The 17,324-nt window shown below is 44.9% G+C and carries 14 protein-coding genes; 3 read left to right on the top strand and 11 right to left on the bottom strand.

The genetic code is table 11. The annotated features are described in order from the left end of the window. Position 1 precedes the first annotated feature (1 nt). The 9 genes from FLAVO9R_RS10420 to FLAVO9R_RS10380 form a co-directional block, all read right to left on the bottom strand. Entirely contained in the window at positions 2 to 1,471 is a 1,470-nt protein-coding gene (locus tag FLAVO9R_RS10420; RefSeq protein ID WP_159531056.1) for an adenosine deaminase family protein, read from the bottom strand. Between the two features lie 225 nt (positions 1,472 to 1,696). Beyond that, on the bottom strand, positions 1,697 to 2,062 hold the full coding sequence (locus FLAVO9R_RS10415) for a hypothetical protein (RefSeq protein WP_159534555.1): 366 nt from the start codon (positions 2,060 to 2,062) through the stop codon (positions 1,697 to 1,699). 74 nt (positions 2,063 to 2,136) lie between these two features. Continuing rightward, a complete protein-coding gene (locus tag FLAVO9R_RS10410) occupies positions 2,137 to 3,369 on the bottom strand; it encodes an allantoate amidohydrolase (RefSeq protein WP_159531054.1) in 1,233 nt (410 codons plus the stop codon). Continuing rightward, positions 3,362 to 4,597, bottom strand: a complete 1,236-nt coding sequence (locus FLAVO9R_RS10405; RefSeq protein WP_159531052.1) for a pyridoxal-phosphate-dependent aminotransferase family protein — start codon at positions 4,595 to 4,597, stop codon at positions 3,362 to 3,364. The genes FLAVO9R_RS10410 and FLAVO9R_RS10405 overlap by 8 nt, the downstream gene beginning before the upstream one ends. A 9-nt stretch (positions 4,598 to 4,606) precedes the next feature. Further along, on the bottom strand, positions 4,607 to 5,425 hold the full coding sequence (locus FLAVO9R_RS10400; RefSeq protein WP_159531050.1) for a sulfite exporter TauE/SafE family protein: 819 nt from the start codon (positions 5,423 to 5,425) through the stop codon (positions 4,607 to 4,609). A 254-nt stretch (positions 5,426 to 5,679) separates the two neighbouring features. Further along, on the bottom strand, positions 5,680 to 7,257 hold the full coding sequence (locus FLAVO9R_RS10395) for a gamma-glutamyltransferase family protein (protein ID WP_159531048.1): 1,578 nt from the start codon (positions 7,255 to 7,257) through the stop codon (positions 5,680 to 5,682). Between the two features lie 69 nt (positions 7,258 to 7,326). After that, positions 7,327 to 8,589: an amidase gene (locus FLAVO9R_RS10390; protein ID WP_159531046.1), complete on the bottom strand. Its 1,263-nt coding sequence runs from the start codon at positions 8,587 to 8,589 to the stop codon at positions 7,327 to 7,329. 194 nt (positions 8,590 to 8,783) lie between these two features. Beyond that, entirely contained in the window at positions 8,784 to 9,347 is a 564-nt protein-coding gene (locus FLAVO9R_RS10385) for a DUF924 family protein (protein WP_159531044.1), read from the bottom strand. Positions 9,348 to 9,504: 157 nt separating this feature from the next. Then, positions 9,505 to 10,362 (bottom strand): MurR/RpiR family transcriptional regulator, encoded by an 858-nt coding sequence (locus tag FLAVO9R_RS10380; RefSeq protein WP_159531042.1) that lies wholly within the window; start codon positions 10,360 to 10,362, stop codon positions 9,505 to 9,507. A 396-nt stretch (positions 10,363 to 10,758) separates the two neighbouring features. Here FLAVO9R_RS10380 and FLAVO9R_RS10375 point away from each other — a divergent pair, with 396 nt between their 5' ends. Both FLAVO9R_RS10375 and FLAVO9R_RS10370 read left to right on the top strand, forming a co-directional pair. Next, entirely contained in the window at positions 10,759 to 11,388 is a 630-nt protein-coding gene (locus FLAVO9R_RS10375) for a CPBP family intramembrane glutamic endopeptidase (protein WP_159531040.1), read from the top strand. 304 nt (positions 11,389 to 11,692) lie between these two features. Continuing rightward, entirely contained in the window at positions 11,693 to 12,895 is a 1,203-nt protein-coding gene (locus FLAVO9R_RS10370; RefSeq protein ID WP_442858576.1) for a mechanosensitive ion channel family protein, read from the top strand. 64 nt (positions 12,896 to 12,959) lie between these two features. On the opposite strand, the gene FLAVO9R_RS10365 is transcribed toward FLAVO9R_RS10370, so the two are convergent. Next, a complete protein-coding gene (locus FLAVO9R_RS10365) occupies positions 12,960 to 14,084 on the bottom strand; it encodes a DUF3080 family protein (RefSeq protein WP_159531036.1) in 1,125 nt (374 codons plus the stop codon). After that, positions 14,071 to 14,817, bottom strand: a complete 747-nt coding sequence (locus tag FLAVO9R_RS10360; RefSeq protein WP_232370727.1) for an SDR family oxidoreductase — start codon at positions 14,815 to 14,817, stop codon at positions 14,071 to 14,073. Before FLAVO9R_RS10360 ends, FLAVO9R_RS10365 begins: the two co-directional genes overlap by 14 nt. A gap of 589 nt (positions 14,818 to 15,406) precedes the next feature. Here FLAVO9R_RS10360 and thrS point away from each other — a divergent pair. Beyond that, positions 15,407 to 17,323, top strand: coding sequence for a threonine--tRNA ligase (gene thrS, locus FLAVO9R_RS10355; RefSeq protein ID WP_159531032.1), 1,917 nt, complete (start codon positions 15,407 to 15,409; stop codon positions 17,321 to 17,323). Position 17,324: the final 1 nt, after the last annotated feature.

Here is a 17,324-nt window from a genome sequence, read left to right as displayed (position 1 = left end):
ATTAATCCTTATCGTTGCTGCACAATTCGCTTTCAAACGTACAGATGAATGCGCGAAATTTTGGGGTAGGAGTGTTGACGTTATCTACTGCAACTAAGCGTTCAAACCCAGCAACACGTTGGTGATATAAAGCAAGCTGCTGCGCTTTTACATCGGGTTGTAAAAAACTGTACTGCAAACTGTTGGTGCCTAATGTGAGTACTTCTTCCCAACTTAAGTTGAATTCGGTAACCGCAACATAAAACTCGTCGGTCAAGGTGGAATCGAACATACCTCTATCATCGGTAGATAGCGCGGTAGGAATACCTGTTCGCAAATATTCTGGAAAGGGGTGGGCATCGTAGCTGGGAATGTATTCAAGCAGTAAGTTCGAAATAAGGTTAATTTCTATAAGGTACTGGCCGTTTCTCATTAGCAATAGAGTATCTGGGTCGAAAATGGTATTTAAACCATGCCCAATGCGCTCTGCTCCAAGCAATAAGGTGTCTCGTACGTTTGTGTCTGCGGTTTCTGACTCACCAGCGTGAAAGGCCAATGAAACTTTAGGGTATTTGGCACGAAGCTTACGAAGTGTTGATGCAAACCGTTTCGGTTGCCCATTCATGTCATCTTCTCTGCCTACTAAATTAATACCCACGTACAAGTCTCTGTGGCTATCCACAAAGTCATAAATCCATTCTAGTTGCGCTTCGGCGTCGGGTAAAAAACGCACCAGAGCATATTGAAAACGAACAGTAACTTGCGTGGCTTGTGCCTCGTCGCTGGCAAGCATGTCGGTATAAATACCGAGTGCTTCGTCGGGCGTATAAGGGCTACCATCCGGTTTCTTTGTATAGCGAACATTCACTTGGGTTTCCAAATATTGCAGATTTTCCTTTTGGTAAGCTTGCATATTACGTAGCAATATTTTTGATACTAACGTGGGATTAGCCGTGAGCTCGTTTAACCGTTGCCAATGGGTAGAAAAGAATTCTTCTCGCCCTTCTGACGGAGTATGTAAGCGAATACTATCCATAAACTCGCGTTTTAAATTGTCATCAAGCAATCCTAATTCAGTGTAATTTTTCTGAATACACGGCGGTAACCTAGCCCATGTCGTTTTGCTGATGGTATGAAAGCGTAATGCACTTTGTTTGCCTGAATGGCATAGGGTGTTGCTCACCAGTGTGTAATAGGTATATCCCCCATTTTTAGTAGGATCTGCTGCCAGTTCGTACCACCATTCACTAAACCCTGAACCTGACAAGTGGTGATGTAAATCGCCTCCTTTTGGCATGGCTTGTAAAAATTGATACATCTGGCGTGGCGTGGCCGTTTGTTTAAAACTTTCAAACCATAAGGGCATTGAAAAAAATGAGGAAGTAGAAGAACTGGCTACTGAACTTGGTGTGGCAGCGCTTTTGATAGCAACGCTGGTAAGGCAGATAAAGACAACAAGTGGAAAAGATAACAAGGTAAGTCGCAAACGCATGAGTACTACAGCAGTGTTAAAATCATAATGCGTGAGGTTTGCAAGAAGCTGACCAGTTAGTCTATGGTTAAAAAGAAGGTTAACTCAATGATTAACGGGTAATTTAAGGTAAAATAAGCGAAGGGAGAAAATGACATTAAGTATACGCTGCACCAATGTAGTGCCTTTAAACGAAAAGCGCGCCAATATGACGCGCTCAAATTAACAGCAAGGCTTTGAAACTAATTAAAATTCAACGCCTTCGTCTAGCGTTACAAAGATAGAATGACGCACTTCGTTATACATGGCTTTTGAGCAATGGCCTTCGCCTTCGGTGTCTTCGAGTAGAATAACATCGCCAGAACCAAACACATGGCGCTCACCGCTAGAAACAGTGAATTCTGCGCGACCTTTTAATATAAAAAGAAGCTGGCGTGCTGGCGCGGGGTGCCATTTAAAGTCATAGTCAGCAGGGGTTTCTCTAAAGATAATCTTATCGGCCCCAAACTTTTCTGACAACAGACCAATAGGTCCGCCATCCTTCAGTGGAATATCGATTTCACCAAAGTGGCTCTTGCCTTCATCGTCGTTATATATCCTTGCTATCTTCATCTTACTCATACCTGTTTCTTATCATTTAACGAATAATGCTTAAACGTGAACCTTGCGTAGGCAGGAACTATGCCTTAGTACTTTAACGTGCGAAGACTGTGGTGCAATACCGCCAAGCTAGCGGCAACATCATCTGTGGTGATTGACTCAGCCGGATGGTGACTAATACCACCCTTACAGCGTGTGAATAACATAGCAACAGGGCATATCTCAGCCATTGCCATTGCATCATGTCCTGCACCCGAGGCCAGTACTTTGGGTACTATCCCAGCTTCAGTTACACCCTTAAGCAATGTATTTTGTAGGGCGCTATCACAGTGAACCGCTGGCGCACTGTGCGTTTGCTCAACTTTTAATTCCACATTACGCAATATGGCAATGTCATTGATTTTTTGCAAAATCTCTGCCAATGCGGCGTCTCTTAACGGGTCTTCTTCACTGCGAATGTCTAATGAGAACTGACAGCGCCCTGAAATTACGTTCACTCCATTGGGCGCATTTTCAATTTTACCCACGGTAGCCACAACGCCTGGACGCTGCTGGCTAATAGACTCTACTGCTAAAATCATTTCTGCGCTGGTGCACAAAGCATCATGGCGCATCGACATAGGCACAGTACCCGCGTGTCCTGCCATACCGGTAACGGTTAAAGAAAAGCGCTTCGCACCGGCAATAGCGTTAACCACACCGACCGGTAAATTCTCTTGCTCTAATACTGGGCCTTGCTCAATATGCAATTCTAAGTAACCCAGTAAGTCGGTCCGTGCAATGGTAGCGCTGTTAATGGCATCAAAATCCAGTCCGAAGTTTTTCATCGCATCTTCAAGCGAAATGCCATCTTCATCTTTTAGCCTGCGCCATTCGTTTTGCCATTTGCCCGTTAATGCACGGCTACCTAAAAGTGTGGTGCCAAAACGCGTGCCTTCTTCGTCACAAAAACCAACGATATCGATATGAAAAGGAAACTGTTGGCCTACGCCGCTGAACATGGCCATTAGCGTAACAGGGGCTACCACACCTAGCATGCCATCATATTTACCGCCATTTGGAACGGTGTCTAAGTGACTGCCAATAATCAATCGAGGTGCATTTGGAACGGCCGATGTATAGCGGCCCCAAATATTACCCACACTGTCTTGCCAAGTTGTCATGCCAGCTTCTATCATCCAACCAGAGGTTAATTGGTTGGCGAGCTTGTGCTGTTCGGTTAAATAGCGTCTGTCTAAACAGGTAGGGTTTTGGCTTAACGAACCTAGTGCTTCACAGCGCGCCATGACTAACGCGGCCGCATCAGAAAACTCAGACATTCATGGCTCCCGAATACACAGCAAGTGCGGCGTCTACGCCAGCGCCAGCCGGTAGCGACATACCTTGCTTACGTAATACGGTTTCTAGCGACTGAAGGGTATGCAATACCGCATCTTGGCGGGCGTTATAACCCATGGTGCCTATACGCCAAATTTTACCTTTGAGAGGGCCAAAGCTGGTGCCAATTTCAATGTTGAAACGCAGTAGCAGGTCTTCACGTACTTGCTCGCCGTGTACGCCATCAGGAATAACCACACCTACTACATTACTCATTTTGTTAGCTAGGTCGCCAAATGGTGTTAGCCCCAACGCTTGCACGCCTGCTAGCATGGCATCGCCTGCTACTTTGTGACGTGCAATAACATTTTGCTGGCCTTCTTCAAGGTGCAAAATAGCGCATTCACGGGCACAATAAAGCATGGTAGCGGCTTCGGTATGGTGGTTTAAACGCTCATCACCCCAATAATCCATGATCATGCCAAGGTCGAAATAATTAGAACGAATTTTCGGGCCACGGGCACTTTCATGGTGTGCATCTCGAATACCGGCTTCAACGTGATGGCGAGTTCGCACCACATCAACGAATTTTTTGCTCATGGTAATGGGCGCACTGCCTGAAGGGCCGCCTAAACATTTCTGCAAACCTACTGAAACTGCATCTAGCTTCCATTTGTCTACTTCTAACGGGTTACCACCTACCGATGCGGTTGCATCGCAATAGAACAACACGTCGTTGGCTTCACAAATGGCACCAATGTCATCAAGAGGCTGAAACATAGTGGTAGAAGTGTCGCCTTGTACAATCGCTAACAGCTTTGGCTGAACTTTCTTGATGGCCGCTTCTATTTGCTCGGGCTTAAATACTTCACCCCATGGCACTTCAATAGTGTGTACTTCCGCGTCGGCGCGCTCTGCAATTTCAGCCAATAAATGCCCAAAACGACCGAAAATAGGTACTAATACTTTGTCTCCAGGCTCAATAGTCGACACTAAAACCGCTTCAATACCAGCGCGCGACGTGCCGTCAATCAGCATGGTTTGTTGGTTTTCAGTGTTAAATAACGTGCGGTATAGCGCCATGGTTTCATTCATGTAGCCCGTCATTACTGGGTCGTATTGCCCCACCAATTGTGTAGACATGGCAGACAAAACACGGGGATAACAGTTAATAGGGCCTGGGCCCATTAAAAGGCGCGGTGGAGGGGTTAAAGGTGCAAAACCAGTCATACTAGGCTCCTAGATAAACACCTGCGCAAGCATGCGCAGGCCAGTAATGATGAGAACAACAGCGAAAATCTTCTTAAGTAGGCCTGCGTCTAACTTATTGGCAATGCCTGCACCAATTGGCGCAAAAATTACCGTTAGCGGTACAATGCATGCGAAACCAAGTAGGTTAACGTAACCGTAGGTAGCAAACGGCGCATCAACAGGTGTAGTGCCTACAAATAAAAGGGTAATAGCAGCTGGCAGCGATATAATTAGGCCAACAGCGGCAGCTGTACCTACTGCTCTGTGCGCAGGGTAGTTACAAAAGGTAAGGGTAGGTACGGTAAGTGTGCCGCCACCAATCCCAACCATGGAACTGAAAAAGCCAATACACGCCGCCATAATAGATTGCCCAACACGCCCAGGTAGGCTGTTAAACAAGGCATCTTTTTTGCCAATTAGCATGTTGATGGCAGACAAGGTGGCAATAACACCAAACATCAATGTTAAGAAGTTAGCGTCTAGTACGGTGACTAAGTAACTTCCTGCTAGAACGCCAATTAAGATGAACACAGCCCATGCCTTTAATAGCGCAAAATCTACGTTACCTTTGCTGTGGTGGGCGCGAATAGAGCTAATAGACGTTGGAACAATTGTGGCCAGCGATGTTGCGGTTGCTATTACCATCGCACTTTCTGCCGATACGCCTAACGCTTGAAATAGAAAAAACAGGACTGGCACTATAACAATACCGCCGCCGACACCTAACAGGCCAGCCAGTAATCCGGCGAACACGCCTGTACCAATTAACGATAAAATTACCGTCATGTTATCGAGTAAAAACTGCATAAATAAAGAGTCTCGTTATGAATTAAATCTTGTGCTTGTGGGCAAGCTTTTTGTATACAAATTTGTGTAAGTAAAAAAACGCTTGGCCACAATTAAATTATGGTGGATTGCTCTGGCTTATCTAAAAAGGGGTGGACGTCCTTTAAAAATAAGCCAAAAGCAACACACCGATAAAACGGCTTGGGTAGTTTATTAAACCCGTATAGGGTTAACTATTATCGATAGATGTAGAATCTAACGATTAAGCTGCGCAGTTAAACCCTATCAGTAAAGGCTTTACCATCGCTGCGTGGATCGCTTGCTGCACTGACAGACCCCGTTGGCGTGCGAATGACCGCTCCCGCGTGACCCATCAGTTCGTTACAAGGGTCAACAGTCACCATGTCGTGACCACGGGCAATAAGGCTTTCGCCTACATACTCGGCTAAGTCACGCTCGGCTTTTAAGTTGTTACTTTCATCACCCCAAGTACGGCCTAGTAACCAGCGGCCAAGCGCAATGGCTTTATCAATAGGTTGGTTGTGATAAATATGGCGGGCAAATAAAGCAGCTTGTGTTTGTGGCTGACCTTCACCGCCCATGGTGCCGTAACTCATGCGTCGCCCATCGGATAAATCGGCGAAGGCAGGGTTAAGCGTATGAAACGGTTTCAACCCAGGCTTTAAGTATTGGTTGCTAGCAGAGTCTAACGAGAATGAAGTCCCTCGGTTATTCCATACAATGCCGGTTTGTGGGCTAACAATGCCTGAACCAAACTCCCAATAAAGCGATTGAATGTAACTTACCATTCGGCCTTCGCTGTCACACGCGCCCATCCAAATGGTATCGCCTGGCTTCGCCACATGAGGCCATGGCTGCGCTTTTTCTACCGAAATGTGTTTAACCATTTCATCTAGCGAGGCATCGGTTAATAGGCTAGATAAATCTACAGGCGTACGTGATGGGTCGGTCACGTTCGCATTTCGTGCAATAAACGCTTGTTTGGTGCATTCAATCAATAAGTGAACCATGTCAGCATCTGTAGTGCCTAAATGCTGAACCTTGTCGTACAGCGCTAAAATAATTAATGACGCTACACCTTGGGTAGGTGCAGGTAAGTTATACAAAGTGCCTTTGCTGGTAGTGACTGAAAGCGGTTCTACAATTAGCGCTTTGTATTGATTGAAATCTTCAATACGAATAGGTGAGCCAGCGGCTTCTAAATCGGCTGCTAGTTTGCTAGCGAGTTCGCCATGATAGAAGTCATCAAGCCCGGCTTTGGCTAAGTGGCTGAGTGTTTTAGATAACGCTGTCAGTTTAAGGATTTTGCCTTTTTTAAGTGCTTTGCCCTTAATTAAAAACTGATCGAAGTTTGGGTCACTCGCCAAATCGTCAAAGGTTTTATTGCTGGCATCTACCAAGCTTTGCGTTACCTCAATACCCCAATTAGCCTGGCTAATTGCCGTATCAAACAAGGTATTAAGCGGCAGACCATCTTGCCACTGGTGGCTTATTTTTAACGCTTCATTCCAACCCGCAACAGCACCGGCCATAGTCAGGGCTGATTTTCCGCCTCGGCTAGGAATAGCGCTGTCGTCTTTATAAAATTCAGGGGTGGCACCTAGTGCGGCAACGCCCGACGCATCAATGCCAACAGGGGCTTTGCCAGGTTCGCTAATTAACCAAAATCCGTCGCCACCCATGCCATTCATATGGGGGTATTCCACGGCAATAGACGCCGCCGCCGCCACCATAGCTTCAATCGCGGTGCCGCCTTTTTCTAAAATATTCAAACCCACTTGCGACGCCGCAAAGTGAGGGGCTGTAAAGCCTACGTTATGTTTTTCACTCATTGTCTTTTTTTATCCATTTGTTATTTGGCCAATGCAACCTTGTTTTCTCAGAAAGCCTAGTATGACCAATCAATTTGCTGTCAGTGCTTTCGCTAGCTTAATGAGTGCAAGATCGCTGCCTTTTTTGCCCACCAGTGATAAACCACATGGGGCGTTTTGTAGGGTAAATAGCGGCATATGAATTTGTGGAAGCTCTGCTAAACCTGCAATTGAGGTAAGCGCAAGCAGGGCATTCCTATCGTTCGCTAATGTTTCTTCATCAGCATCGCACCGAGGTGCAATACCGGGAGTAGTGGGTATCAACAATACGTCTACGGTTTCAAATAAGCCGTTTATGTATTCTTGAAACGCCACTTGCTGCTTCTTGGCATGTTCAATCTCTTGTTCGGAAATCGTTTCACACCAATCTAATCGAAGCATAATATCGTGGGCAATATCAGGGTGAGTGTCAGTTATCCACTGGCCATGTTGCTGCCAAATTTCAGCACCTTGTAAAACGCGAAACGTCGCGGCAGTATTCAGTGCCGATAAATCCAATTCGTCTTCGGTGATAGTGCAAACCGTCACACCCGCTTTTTCGTTAAGCGTTTCAAGCCATTTTGTGACCAAAGCGCCGTGTTTCGCACTTTGAAGCAAATGCTGAACAGCACCAATTCGTATTGTGATGTTGTTAGTGTCGTCTGCGATGGTAGACAGTTCTTCCTGCCCAGCATTGGCTAAACAAACGTGGCTCACTTTTTCTAAGGTGTCGATATCCCGCGTCATCCAACCTATGGTGTCGAAAGACGGTGCCAGTGCCACCATGTTGTCACACGGTATCGCGTTGTGCGAAGTACGTAAGCCCCATAATCCTTGATAACTAGCAGGAACACGAATAGAGCCACCTGTGTCTGTACCCAACCCAATATCAGCTAAATGCGCCGACACCGCCACTGCCGAACCTGAAGATGACCCCCCTGGAATGTGAGCAGGTGCAATGGGGTTAACCAGTTGTGGATAATGTTTATTTTGTCCATGTAGGCTATAAGCCAACTCATCGGTAATCGTCTTACCTTTAAACGTGACGCCTGCACTACATAATGCTTCAACGGTACTATTGGTGGCCGTAGGTACAGGGTGCGTCGCTAACCAATCAGGGTTCCCGGCTGCGGTGGGTAGCCCTTCAATGTGAAATAAATCTTTTACCGCTAATGCATAGCCCTTTAAGGAATAGCCCTTTAATTCGCAAGCTGTTGGTGACGCATTGACTGTCGCAGAATCTGGTGCAGATGCTGAAGCGCTTTTAGCATGTATTTTAAAATCAGCAGGAATAGAAACAAAAGGAGAAGACACGGTACATTCGCAATAGTGAAAAAGATACCTCCATGAAACAATCGTTTCTCTTTATTGTCAAGTGAAACGTTTGTTGCTGGTGTGTAATATGCTTTGTTTTTGTGGCCTAGTTTATGAGTTGTTTTCAATAAGGCAATTACAGGCGATTTGTGAGGTGGGTTAATAACCAATACAACGGCGAAGCTGTGTTCGCATTAAAACCGACTGCCAGGTTCCAAAAGAAACTGTTCTTCTTCTTTCGTGCTGGTTCTGCCCAATACCAAGTTTCTGTGCGGATATCGACCAAATTGCTTAATAATATTCACGTGTTTCAACTCATATTCATATTGTTTTTCTAAACCAGGAACCGCAAAAAGTTGAAGCGCAATATCGTGGATAGCCAAAGATTCGCTATGCATAAATGGCATATAAAGAAATATGCATTGCTGAGGGGTAAGGGTTTTGTCAGCCTCAACGCTAACAGCCTCTTGGGCTAATACTAAAGCCACAGGGTCTTGCGAGTAAGCGTGAGGCGTGTCTCTGTATATATTTCGTGAGAACTGATCAAGCAACAAAATTTCCGCCAACCGGCCTGTAGGGGTGGCTCGCCAAGGCCATAACTCGCCCCGAGATGCGGCGCGATGCAAGGTTAAAAATTGCGATGCAATAGTACGATCTAGTGCAGAGTCTTTACTGAACCATTGTGAAGGAGTTAGTTCATTAAACCAAAATGCTAAAACTCTGCTAGACTCTTCTATAACAAGGTGAGATTTGTCCATTTCTACTCCAACTACGAATGCTAGGTTGCCTTTTTACGGGAGAACAGCGCAGTTATCTCTTGTAGCACGTGTGGCAACACGATTCTTAATACGTACCAGTTTACTTATTCGATCTTCTATTCTTGCCTAAAAATTAATCTAATAAAAGTCGTTAATGTTACTTTCGCTCGGAAGGCTCTAATTCATCAAGGTCGCCATACAGGTTAGTAATGGCTTTAACCCGTTCAGATGCACTATCACCCAGTGCGGAATACGTAAAGTTACATAAGGTAGAAACCAAGCTCATTGGGGCGGCGTAACTGTCGAAGGGGGCGTAGTTATCTACCTGTGAACTTAGATGGTTGCCCAAATGGCACACCAGCAGATGCTTTACGTTATCCCGATATACTTGCCCGGTTGGATCGGTGATTAAAATAGTTTGGCAGTGAGAAACGGTATTTAATACATGCTTGAACTGCCGAGTGCGCCTACGAAACCCAAATAACACCACCACATCGTCTTTACCTAAATCGACTAAATCTTCCCCCAAGGTTTGACCAGGTTGAGGCAAAAGCCTGACTGAGGTGCGAATTTGCTTAAGCTGCTGGCGAAAATGCAGCGCTAATGGATAGGCGTTTCTAAAGCCGATAAGGGTAATTTGTTGCGCGTTCGCCAGCTTTTCAGCAATGGCAGTAAGCGTAGCAATATCAATATTATCGAAAGTGTGCGAAATATTATTGAGTTCTTGCTCGTGCTGCAGAACCGCAGTCGTGCTCGGGCTTACCGGCACGCCCTGTTCGCGTAAGGTAAGCAACGTATTTTTTGCTTCCTGATGCGACTCAAAACCAAGCTGGCGAAAAAAACGGCTTACCGTGGCTTTCGAGGTGTTGGTTTGTTCAGCAATATGAGAAGTGGATTGGGTTACAACGGCAATAGGGTTGCGCTGTAAATACTGAGCAATAGTTTGGCCTGAAGGTGATAAAGACGCATAGTGCTTCTCTATTTGCTTAATAACATCGTTCGAATTTTGGGCCATAGTGAATTATCTTTAACTGCTCAGTGTGCTTGCCGCGTGCTTTTAGGTGTGTACCTATATTGATGCTTTTTAGCAAATAACAACAATATCGTGAAGGAAAAAATTTCACCAAATATACCCATGAGCCTGTTATTTATACACACAAAAAACATTCTTCGGGGTGTAATTAAGTGAAAAATCAACCGCCGTGCCTTCTTCACACATTATCACGTTCTATTATCACACCCTAATTCAAGACAGAAAGCTTCAAAAACCCGCCGTATATTGGTGACTTACTAATTTACGCCTAATGTATAACGCTGCAAGATAAGACTTCTACGCCAATTGGCACTATAATTTCATTATCTTTTATAATTCATAATTATGTCATCAATTTGCAATCAAGTAGGGGTCTTCGTGGTAAAGCTGTGGTCTGAGTTGCTCATTTTGTTCGTTGCACTGCCCATTGCCGTACTTTACTGGATAAACCACGTTTCCGATTGGCTTATGCCTATTTTGGGCATAGTGTGTTTGTTTTGTTTAAGCGTGCTGCTAGCCGATAAACAATTCCAACGAATTCGTTTATGGCATTGGGAAGATTACGGGCCTCATTTAAAAAGTACACTTAAGCTATTTTTACCTTGGGCAAGTTTGCTTGCGCTATGCGTTTATCTCATTAAACCTGAACTATTTTTGCATTGGCCCATTAACGAGCCATGGATGTGGGTAGTTACGTTATTGGTGTATCCAGTGGTGTCGGTTATTCCACAAGAAATCATTTTTAGAACCTTCTTTTTTCATCGTTACAAACTTATTTTACCTTCGCGTAATGCGCGCTGGGTGTTAAGTACCTTCGTGTTTGGTTTGGCGCATTTAATTTACGGTAATTGGGTGGCTGTCATTATATCGTGGTGTGGTGGTGCTATATTTGGCTATCGCTACATGCAAACAAACTCAACGCCCATTGTGGTAATTGAACATGCTATTTGGGGAAGTTTTCTTTTCACCATCGGTTTAGGTTCATACTTAGTAGTGGCTGGCCCTTAACACAAAGGGAAAGCAAGGGCTAAGTAGGGCCATAACAGGGGCTATATCCAAGACTTTGTTACAGCTTAAGCCAGAACTTAAACCAGTACATGAGCATGTGCGTACTACAGATATGGTACTACGTAGAAACTAGCGTGGTGATGGTCATATTGTTAGGCTGCACCCGTGGCAAGTAACCTCATTTCAAGGAGCGAAGGTGGGCAACATCAATTCTTTAACGGCTTTTTTTAACCTAGTAGGTTTCTACCTAACAAAGCTCGACTTAACAAATTTCATTCTAACAAACATATTTCCCACAGCTTTATTGGCCGCAGATGCCGTTGCGCCTTCCTCTGGAGTAGAAAACCTTTCAGAAGCGCAGTCGGTTTTATTAGATTTATGGCACGGCTTTTTGTATCGCTTACCTGGCCTTGGTGTTGGCCTGCTCATTATGGCGCTGTTTATTTTTGCTGCAGGGCCATTATCCCGATTGCTACTTAAGCCTTTTTCTTTTTCTTCGTTAACCCCCTTAATTAAGTCGGTAGCGCAACGCTCTATTAGCTTGGTTATTATTTTGCTTGGGGTGTATTTATTCCTATTTATGGCAGGCTTAACCGGCTTCGCGGTAGCGGTAATAAGCGGAACTGGCGTAGTAGGGTTAATTCTTGGTTTTGCCTTTCGTGATATTGCCGAAAACTTTATTTCTAGTTTGTTACTTACCATTCAAAGGCCGTTTCGAATAGGCGATATTGTTGAAATAAACGAGTTTACCGGCATTATTCAAAAGGTAACGTCTCGTGCTACTACCATGGTGGATTTTGACGGAAATCACATTCAAATTCCCAACGCGACCATTTACAAAGGTGTGATAAAAAACCTGACGGCTAACCCATTAATGCGCGGCCACTTCGTGCTGGGAGTAGGTTATGATGCAGACATTCGTAACGCACAGCATTTAGCGGTACAGATAATTTCTAGCCATGCGAAGGTACTTACCGATCCTGAACCCCAAGTGCTAATCGATAATTTAGGGGCATCGACCTACAATTTAAAAGTGTATTTTTGGGTGAATGTTGAAGATACCAGCGTGCTTAAAATGTCGTCGTTACTTATGCGCCAAATTGTAGGCCGATTTACTGAGGAAAACATTAGCATGCCTGACGATGCTCGCGAACGTGTATTCCCCAATGGGTTAGCCATAGTGTCTAATCAATCGGTGAGTAAAGAAGATACAGCTGATGATGCCAGCGGTTTCACATCGCTTAATAAACCCATCTCCGAAAGTAATAACTTCCCGTTAGCGACTAACAAAAAATCAGCGGTAGAAATAGCGGGTGAGTCGGAAGAAAGTAAAGCGTCGGCATCTGCAGCTCAGGCAAATAAAGCTCAGGCAGATACAGCTCGCAGCAGTGCTAATTCAGCGCTTGAACACGAAAATGACAACGAAGACGTTAGCAGTGAAGCAGAAGATATTAGAGAGCAAGCGAAGAAAGCCCGCGACCCTGAAAGTGGTGAGAATATTCTTTAGCTTGCAGCATATAGGGTTGAACACTCTAAGCTGAGTGATGAAACGTTTAGCCGCCTTACGTTAACTAGGGCGCGGTTGGCGATAAATTGCAGCGACCTAGAAAGTTTTGCCATAACGTAACATGGGCTTTCATTGTGGCGCTGTATTGCGTGAAGTTATCAACAGCGTGGGTGCGTATGTGCGCTTTAAATGGGACGCTCAACGCAGTACTTTCCCCCCATTGTTCCCATAAAGACTGTAGCTGGTAGTGGTAACTATTAAGCGTACTCGCAATGGGCTGAATTTCCTCTATAAAGTACAAGTAAAACACATTTCGTAATATAGTGGCTTTGTCGCTGTTTGTTCCATTTTCGCACTTAACGTCATTTAGCGCAGGCGCTAAGACTTGGTTCAGTAACGCTAAACGGTTATTCAATATAGCTTGGGTTTGCCATAGCTTTGCAGGAAGCCGAGAAGACGCAATTATTTGTAATTGTTGTTCAAGTTCATCTTCAACAACACCTTGTGACTGAGCAGTTTTAGCTAAACCATTAATAAAATTAAGCGCACTGACCGACGCCTTGGCATCTTTATTGCCATTGGCCTGTAGTGGCGATGAAGCCATGCTTAACCCAAGTTTCATTTCAGAACTGGTTTGCACCACGTTTGCCCAAACGTTCATATACTGACTGCGTTTTTGTTTACGCCATTCTGCTACTGTTGCTGCAGTGGGGTTTTGTGCCTCTTTCAGTGTGGTTTCGCACTTTGCCAATGCGTTCAATAATTGATGTTCATACTGCAAGCGCTGTGAAGGCAATTGGGTTTTACCCAAAGCTGTGTTTCTTTCAGCCACTATCCGGCCAAGTTCGCAATCTTGTATGGCGTAAAACTCTCTAATGTTTATATTCAGCGCAGTAACCTTGTTGCCTAGCGCCGTGAGCGATGGATAGGTTTGAGAAGGCAGAGCAAGCGTAGCGTTTAATTGCAGCGTGGAATGGGCTTCACTTTCTAAGGTTTCATCTGCCGGGGCGCTATTTGGTAAAGAAGCATCTGGCAAAGCAGCTTCGGCTAACGGGCTTTCTAATACCCTCGATAAACGGGTGGTGTATTCATCCATGGTGTCATTAATGCTAGGCGCACCAAAGCACCCTTGCAATAACCCCAAGGCTAATACTACGCCAGCTAGTCGCATGCGCTTATGCCGATGCATTAGTATGCAAGCTTCGGCCACCATCCACATAAATGATTTGCCCCGTAATATAATTAGCTGAAATTAAAAATGTTGCGGTGTTTGCAATATCTTCAGGCGAGCCTAATCCGCCTAATGGAATGCTATCTAGCAATCGCTGTTTTTGGTCGAGCTCTAATTCTCTTTCAGGCCACAGTATGGCGCCAGGTGCGATACCATTCACCCGCACCTCTGGTGCCATTTCAACCGCCAGTGAACGTGTAATAGACGCCAACGCCGTTTTAGCCAGGCCGTACACCGTATGGTGGGGCAGTGGGCGGTCTATATGCATATCAACCATGTTGATAATGCAGCCATTATTTGCTTTTAGCGCAGGCCATAAAGCTTGAGATAAAAACAGTGGGCCTTGAACGTTGCTGCCAACCAGTGCCTGCCAATCACTGGCAGAAATATTGCCTAACGGGGTAGGGTAAAAGCTAGACGCATTGTTGATTAATACGTTAATACCGGTTGCACTATTATCACTGCAATCTTCACGGGCTGGTTGCTCAGTGTCCACATCAAAGACATTCGGCGCAGTGGCTTGCTGTGCTAAACGAGTAATATCGTCTAACTTGCACAAATCTGCTTGCAAACATGCTGCACTGTTAGGCCTTATTGCATTTAATGCATTTACCAATGCGTTGGCGTGTTCAGCTGAATGGCCATAATGTACAATCACCCGGTAGCCTGCACTGTGAAGGGTTCTCGCCATAGTGGCACCAATGCGTTTCGCTGCACCAGTAATGAGTGCAACTGGTGGATTGCCTTGTCCAGCCTTATATCCGTTCTTTGGCTCGCCAATGTGAGAGGCGTTGGTAGGATCAGCCGTTACTGTATTCCCAATAGCGTTTTTTTCAGTAGGTATGTGTTCGTTAGGCATTTGCAGGCACTGCTCTGTTAATCAATAATCTGTTATTTACTATTTCTGTTTGCATAAGTTTGACAGCATTTCCAACAATTTAAAGATAAGAATAAGTAAGCTTTGCAGCAGCTGGTGGGATATTTCACTTATTGTTTATACCCCGTAAGCACAAAATATAGCTCGCAAGGCATCGAAAATACGCTTGCCCATTGCATGTGTGTTTACAGCCGTTATAATCGCCCATCGATAATTGTTTATACCGCCAACCCAAGTATGCGTGTTGGCAAAGAGTAAACGGTTATAAGGCTTATATGGTTTATATAGCACTTTCCGCTTATGTAATGAATATAACGACTACGCGTAAACACCAAAATGAGTGTTTTTATAATTAAAGATGCAAGTGGCGCAGAGTAGGCGTCACCACTGTAAAGGATATATCATGCCAGTAATTACCCTTCCTGATGGAAGCCAGCGCGCTTTCGACCAATCAGTTTCTGTATTAGATGTTGCCAACGATATCGGCCCAGGTTTAGCGAAAGCGACTATTGCGGGTAAAGTGAATGGCGAATTGGTAGACGCAGTAGACCTTATTGAGTCAGACGCTCAACTACAAATTATTACCGCTAAAGACGAAGCCGGCTTAGAAATTCTTCGTCACAGCTGCGCGCATTTGTTAGGCCATGCTATTAAGCAACTTTGGCCTAATACCAAAATGGCGATTGGCCCTACTATCGACAACGGTTTTTACTACGATGTTGATATGGAAGAGAGCCTTACTCAGGAAGATATCCAAAAGCTTGAAAAGCGTATGCTTCAGCTAGCAAAAACTAACTATAACGTGGTTAAAAACAAAGTTAGCTGGCAAGAAGCACGCGATGCATTCGAAGCACGCGGCGAAACTTATAAAATGGAAATTCTAGACGAGAACATCAGCCATGATGATCGCCCAGGGTTATACCATCATGAAGAATACGTAGACATGTGCCGTGGCCCTCACGTGCCTAACATGAAATTTTGCCAAAACTTTAAGCTTATGAAAGTAGCCGGTGCATACTGGCGTGGCGACAGCGACAATAAAATGTTGCAACGTATTTACGGAACCGCATGGGCTGATAAAAAGCAACTTAAAGCCTACTTACAGCGCTTAGAAGAAGCTGAAAAGCGCGACCACCGTAAAATTGGTAAAGCGTTGAACTTGTTCCATTGGCAAGAAGAAGCGCCGGGCATGGTGTTTTGGCACAACGATGGTTGGTCTATTTACACCGAGCTTGAAAAGTTCGTGCGTGAAAAATTACGCGATTACACTTACGACGAAGTAAAAGGCCCATTAATGATGGACCGTTCGTTGTGGGAAAAATCGGGTCACTGGGAAAAGTACGCCGAAAACATGTTCACTACCGAATCTGAAAAGCGTGAATATGCTATTAAGCCAATGAACTGCCCAGGCCACGTTCAAATATTTAACCAGGGCTTGAAGTCTTACCGTGACCTTCCGTTGCGTATGGCTGAGTTTGGTTGCTGTCACCGTAACGAACCTTCTGGTGCGCTACACGGTTTAATGCGCGTTCGTGGGTTTACCCAAGACGACGCTCATATTTTTTGTACCGAAGAACAGATCCTAGAAGAAGTAAGTGGCTGTATAAAGATGGTGTATGAGACTTATGCAGCATTTGGTTTTGAAAAAGTAGCGGTTAAACTATCTACTCGCCCTGAAAAGCGCGTTGGCAGTGACGAAATTTGGGATAAATCAGAAGCCGCATTAGCCGAAGCACTTAAAGCCAACGATATTGAATTTGAATATCAGCCAGGTGAAGGCGCGTTTTACGGCCCTAAAATTGAATTTACATTGCACGATTGCCTGAATAGGGCATGGCAGTGTGGAACGGTTCAGCTAGATTTCTCTATGCCGGGTCGTTTAGGTTCTACTTATGTAGCTGAAGACGGCGAACGTAAAGTGCCTGTAATGATCCACAGAGCTATTTTAGGTTCATTAGAAAGATTTATCGGTATTCTTACCGAAGAGTTCGCTGGCTTTTTCCCGCTGTGGTTAGCCCCTCAGCAGGTGGTAATTCTAAATATTACCGATAGCCAAGGCGAATATGCACAGGAATGTGTAAAAAAACTGCAAAAAAGTGGATTTAGAGCAAAGTCGGACTTGAGAAATGAGAAGATTGGCTTTAAAATCCGCGAGCACACTCTCAAGCGTGTTCCTTATATGCTAGTAGTAGGTGATAAAGAGATGGAAGCTGGCGAAGTAGCAGTACGCTCTCGCAGTGGCGACGACCTAGGCAAAATGAGCCTGGAATCTTTTATTGCCATGGCAAATCAGGAAGTGGCAGAAAAGACCATTAAATAGT

The sequence above is a fragment of the Alteromonas sp. 38 genome, from assembly GCF_902506055.1.
Lineage (GTDB): Bacteria > Pseudomonadota > Gammaproteobacteria > Enterobacterales > Alteromonadaceae > Alteromonas > Alteromonas lipotrueae.
Note: the sequence above shows the minus strand (reverse complement) of the source record. Positions and strands in the feature narration are given on the sequence as shown.

Coding starts and splice junctions, on each gene's coding strand:
- FLAVO9R_RS10420 (WP_159531056.1), bottom strand. CDS start 1,471: ATGCGTTTGCGACTTACCTTGTTATCTTTTCCACTTGTTGTCTTTATC.
- FLAVO9R_RS10415 (WP_159534555.1), bottom strand. CDS start 2,062: ATGAAGATAGCAAGGATATATAACGACGATGAAGGCAAGAGCCACTTT.
- FLAVO9R_RS10410 (WP_159531054.1), bottom strand. CDS start 3,369: ATGTCTGAGTTTTCTGATGCGGCCGCGTTAGTCATGGCGCGCTGTGAA.
- FLAVO9R_RS10405 (WP_159531052.1), bottom strand. CDS start 4,597: ATGACTGGTTTTGCACCTTTAACCCCTCCACCGCGCCTTTTAATGGGC.
- FLAVO9R_RS10400 (WP_159531050.1), bottom strand. CDS start 5,425: ATGCAGTTTTTACTCGATAACATGACGGTAATTTTATCGTTAATTGGT.
- FLAVO9R_RS10395 (WP_159531048.1), bottom strand. CDS start 7,257: ATGAGTGAAAAACATAACGTAGGCTTTACAGCCCCTCACTTTGCGGCG.
- FLAVO9R_RS10385 (WP_159531044.1), bottom strand. CDS start 9,347: ATGGACAAATCTCACCTTGTTATAGAAGAGTCTAGCAGAGTTTTAGCA.
- FLAVO9R_RS10380 (WP_159531042.1), bottom strand. CDS start 10,362: ATGGCCCAAAATTCGAACGATGTTATTAAGCAAATAGAGAAGCACTAT.
- FLAVO9R_RS10365 (WP_159531036.1), bottom strand. CDS start 14,084: ATGCATCGGCATAAGCGCATGCGACTAGCTGGCGTAGTATTAGCCTTG.
- FLAVO9R_RS10360 (WP_232370727.1), bottom strand. CDS start 14,817: ATGGCGAGAACCCTTCACAGTGCAGGCTACCGGGTGATTGTACATTAT.
- thrS (WP_159531032.1), top strand. CDS start 15,407: ATGCCAGTAATTACCCTTCCTGATGGAAGCCAGCGCGCTTTCGACCAA.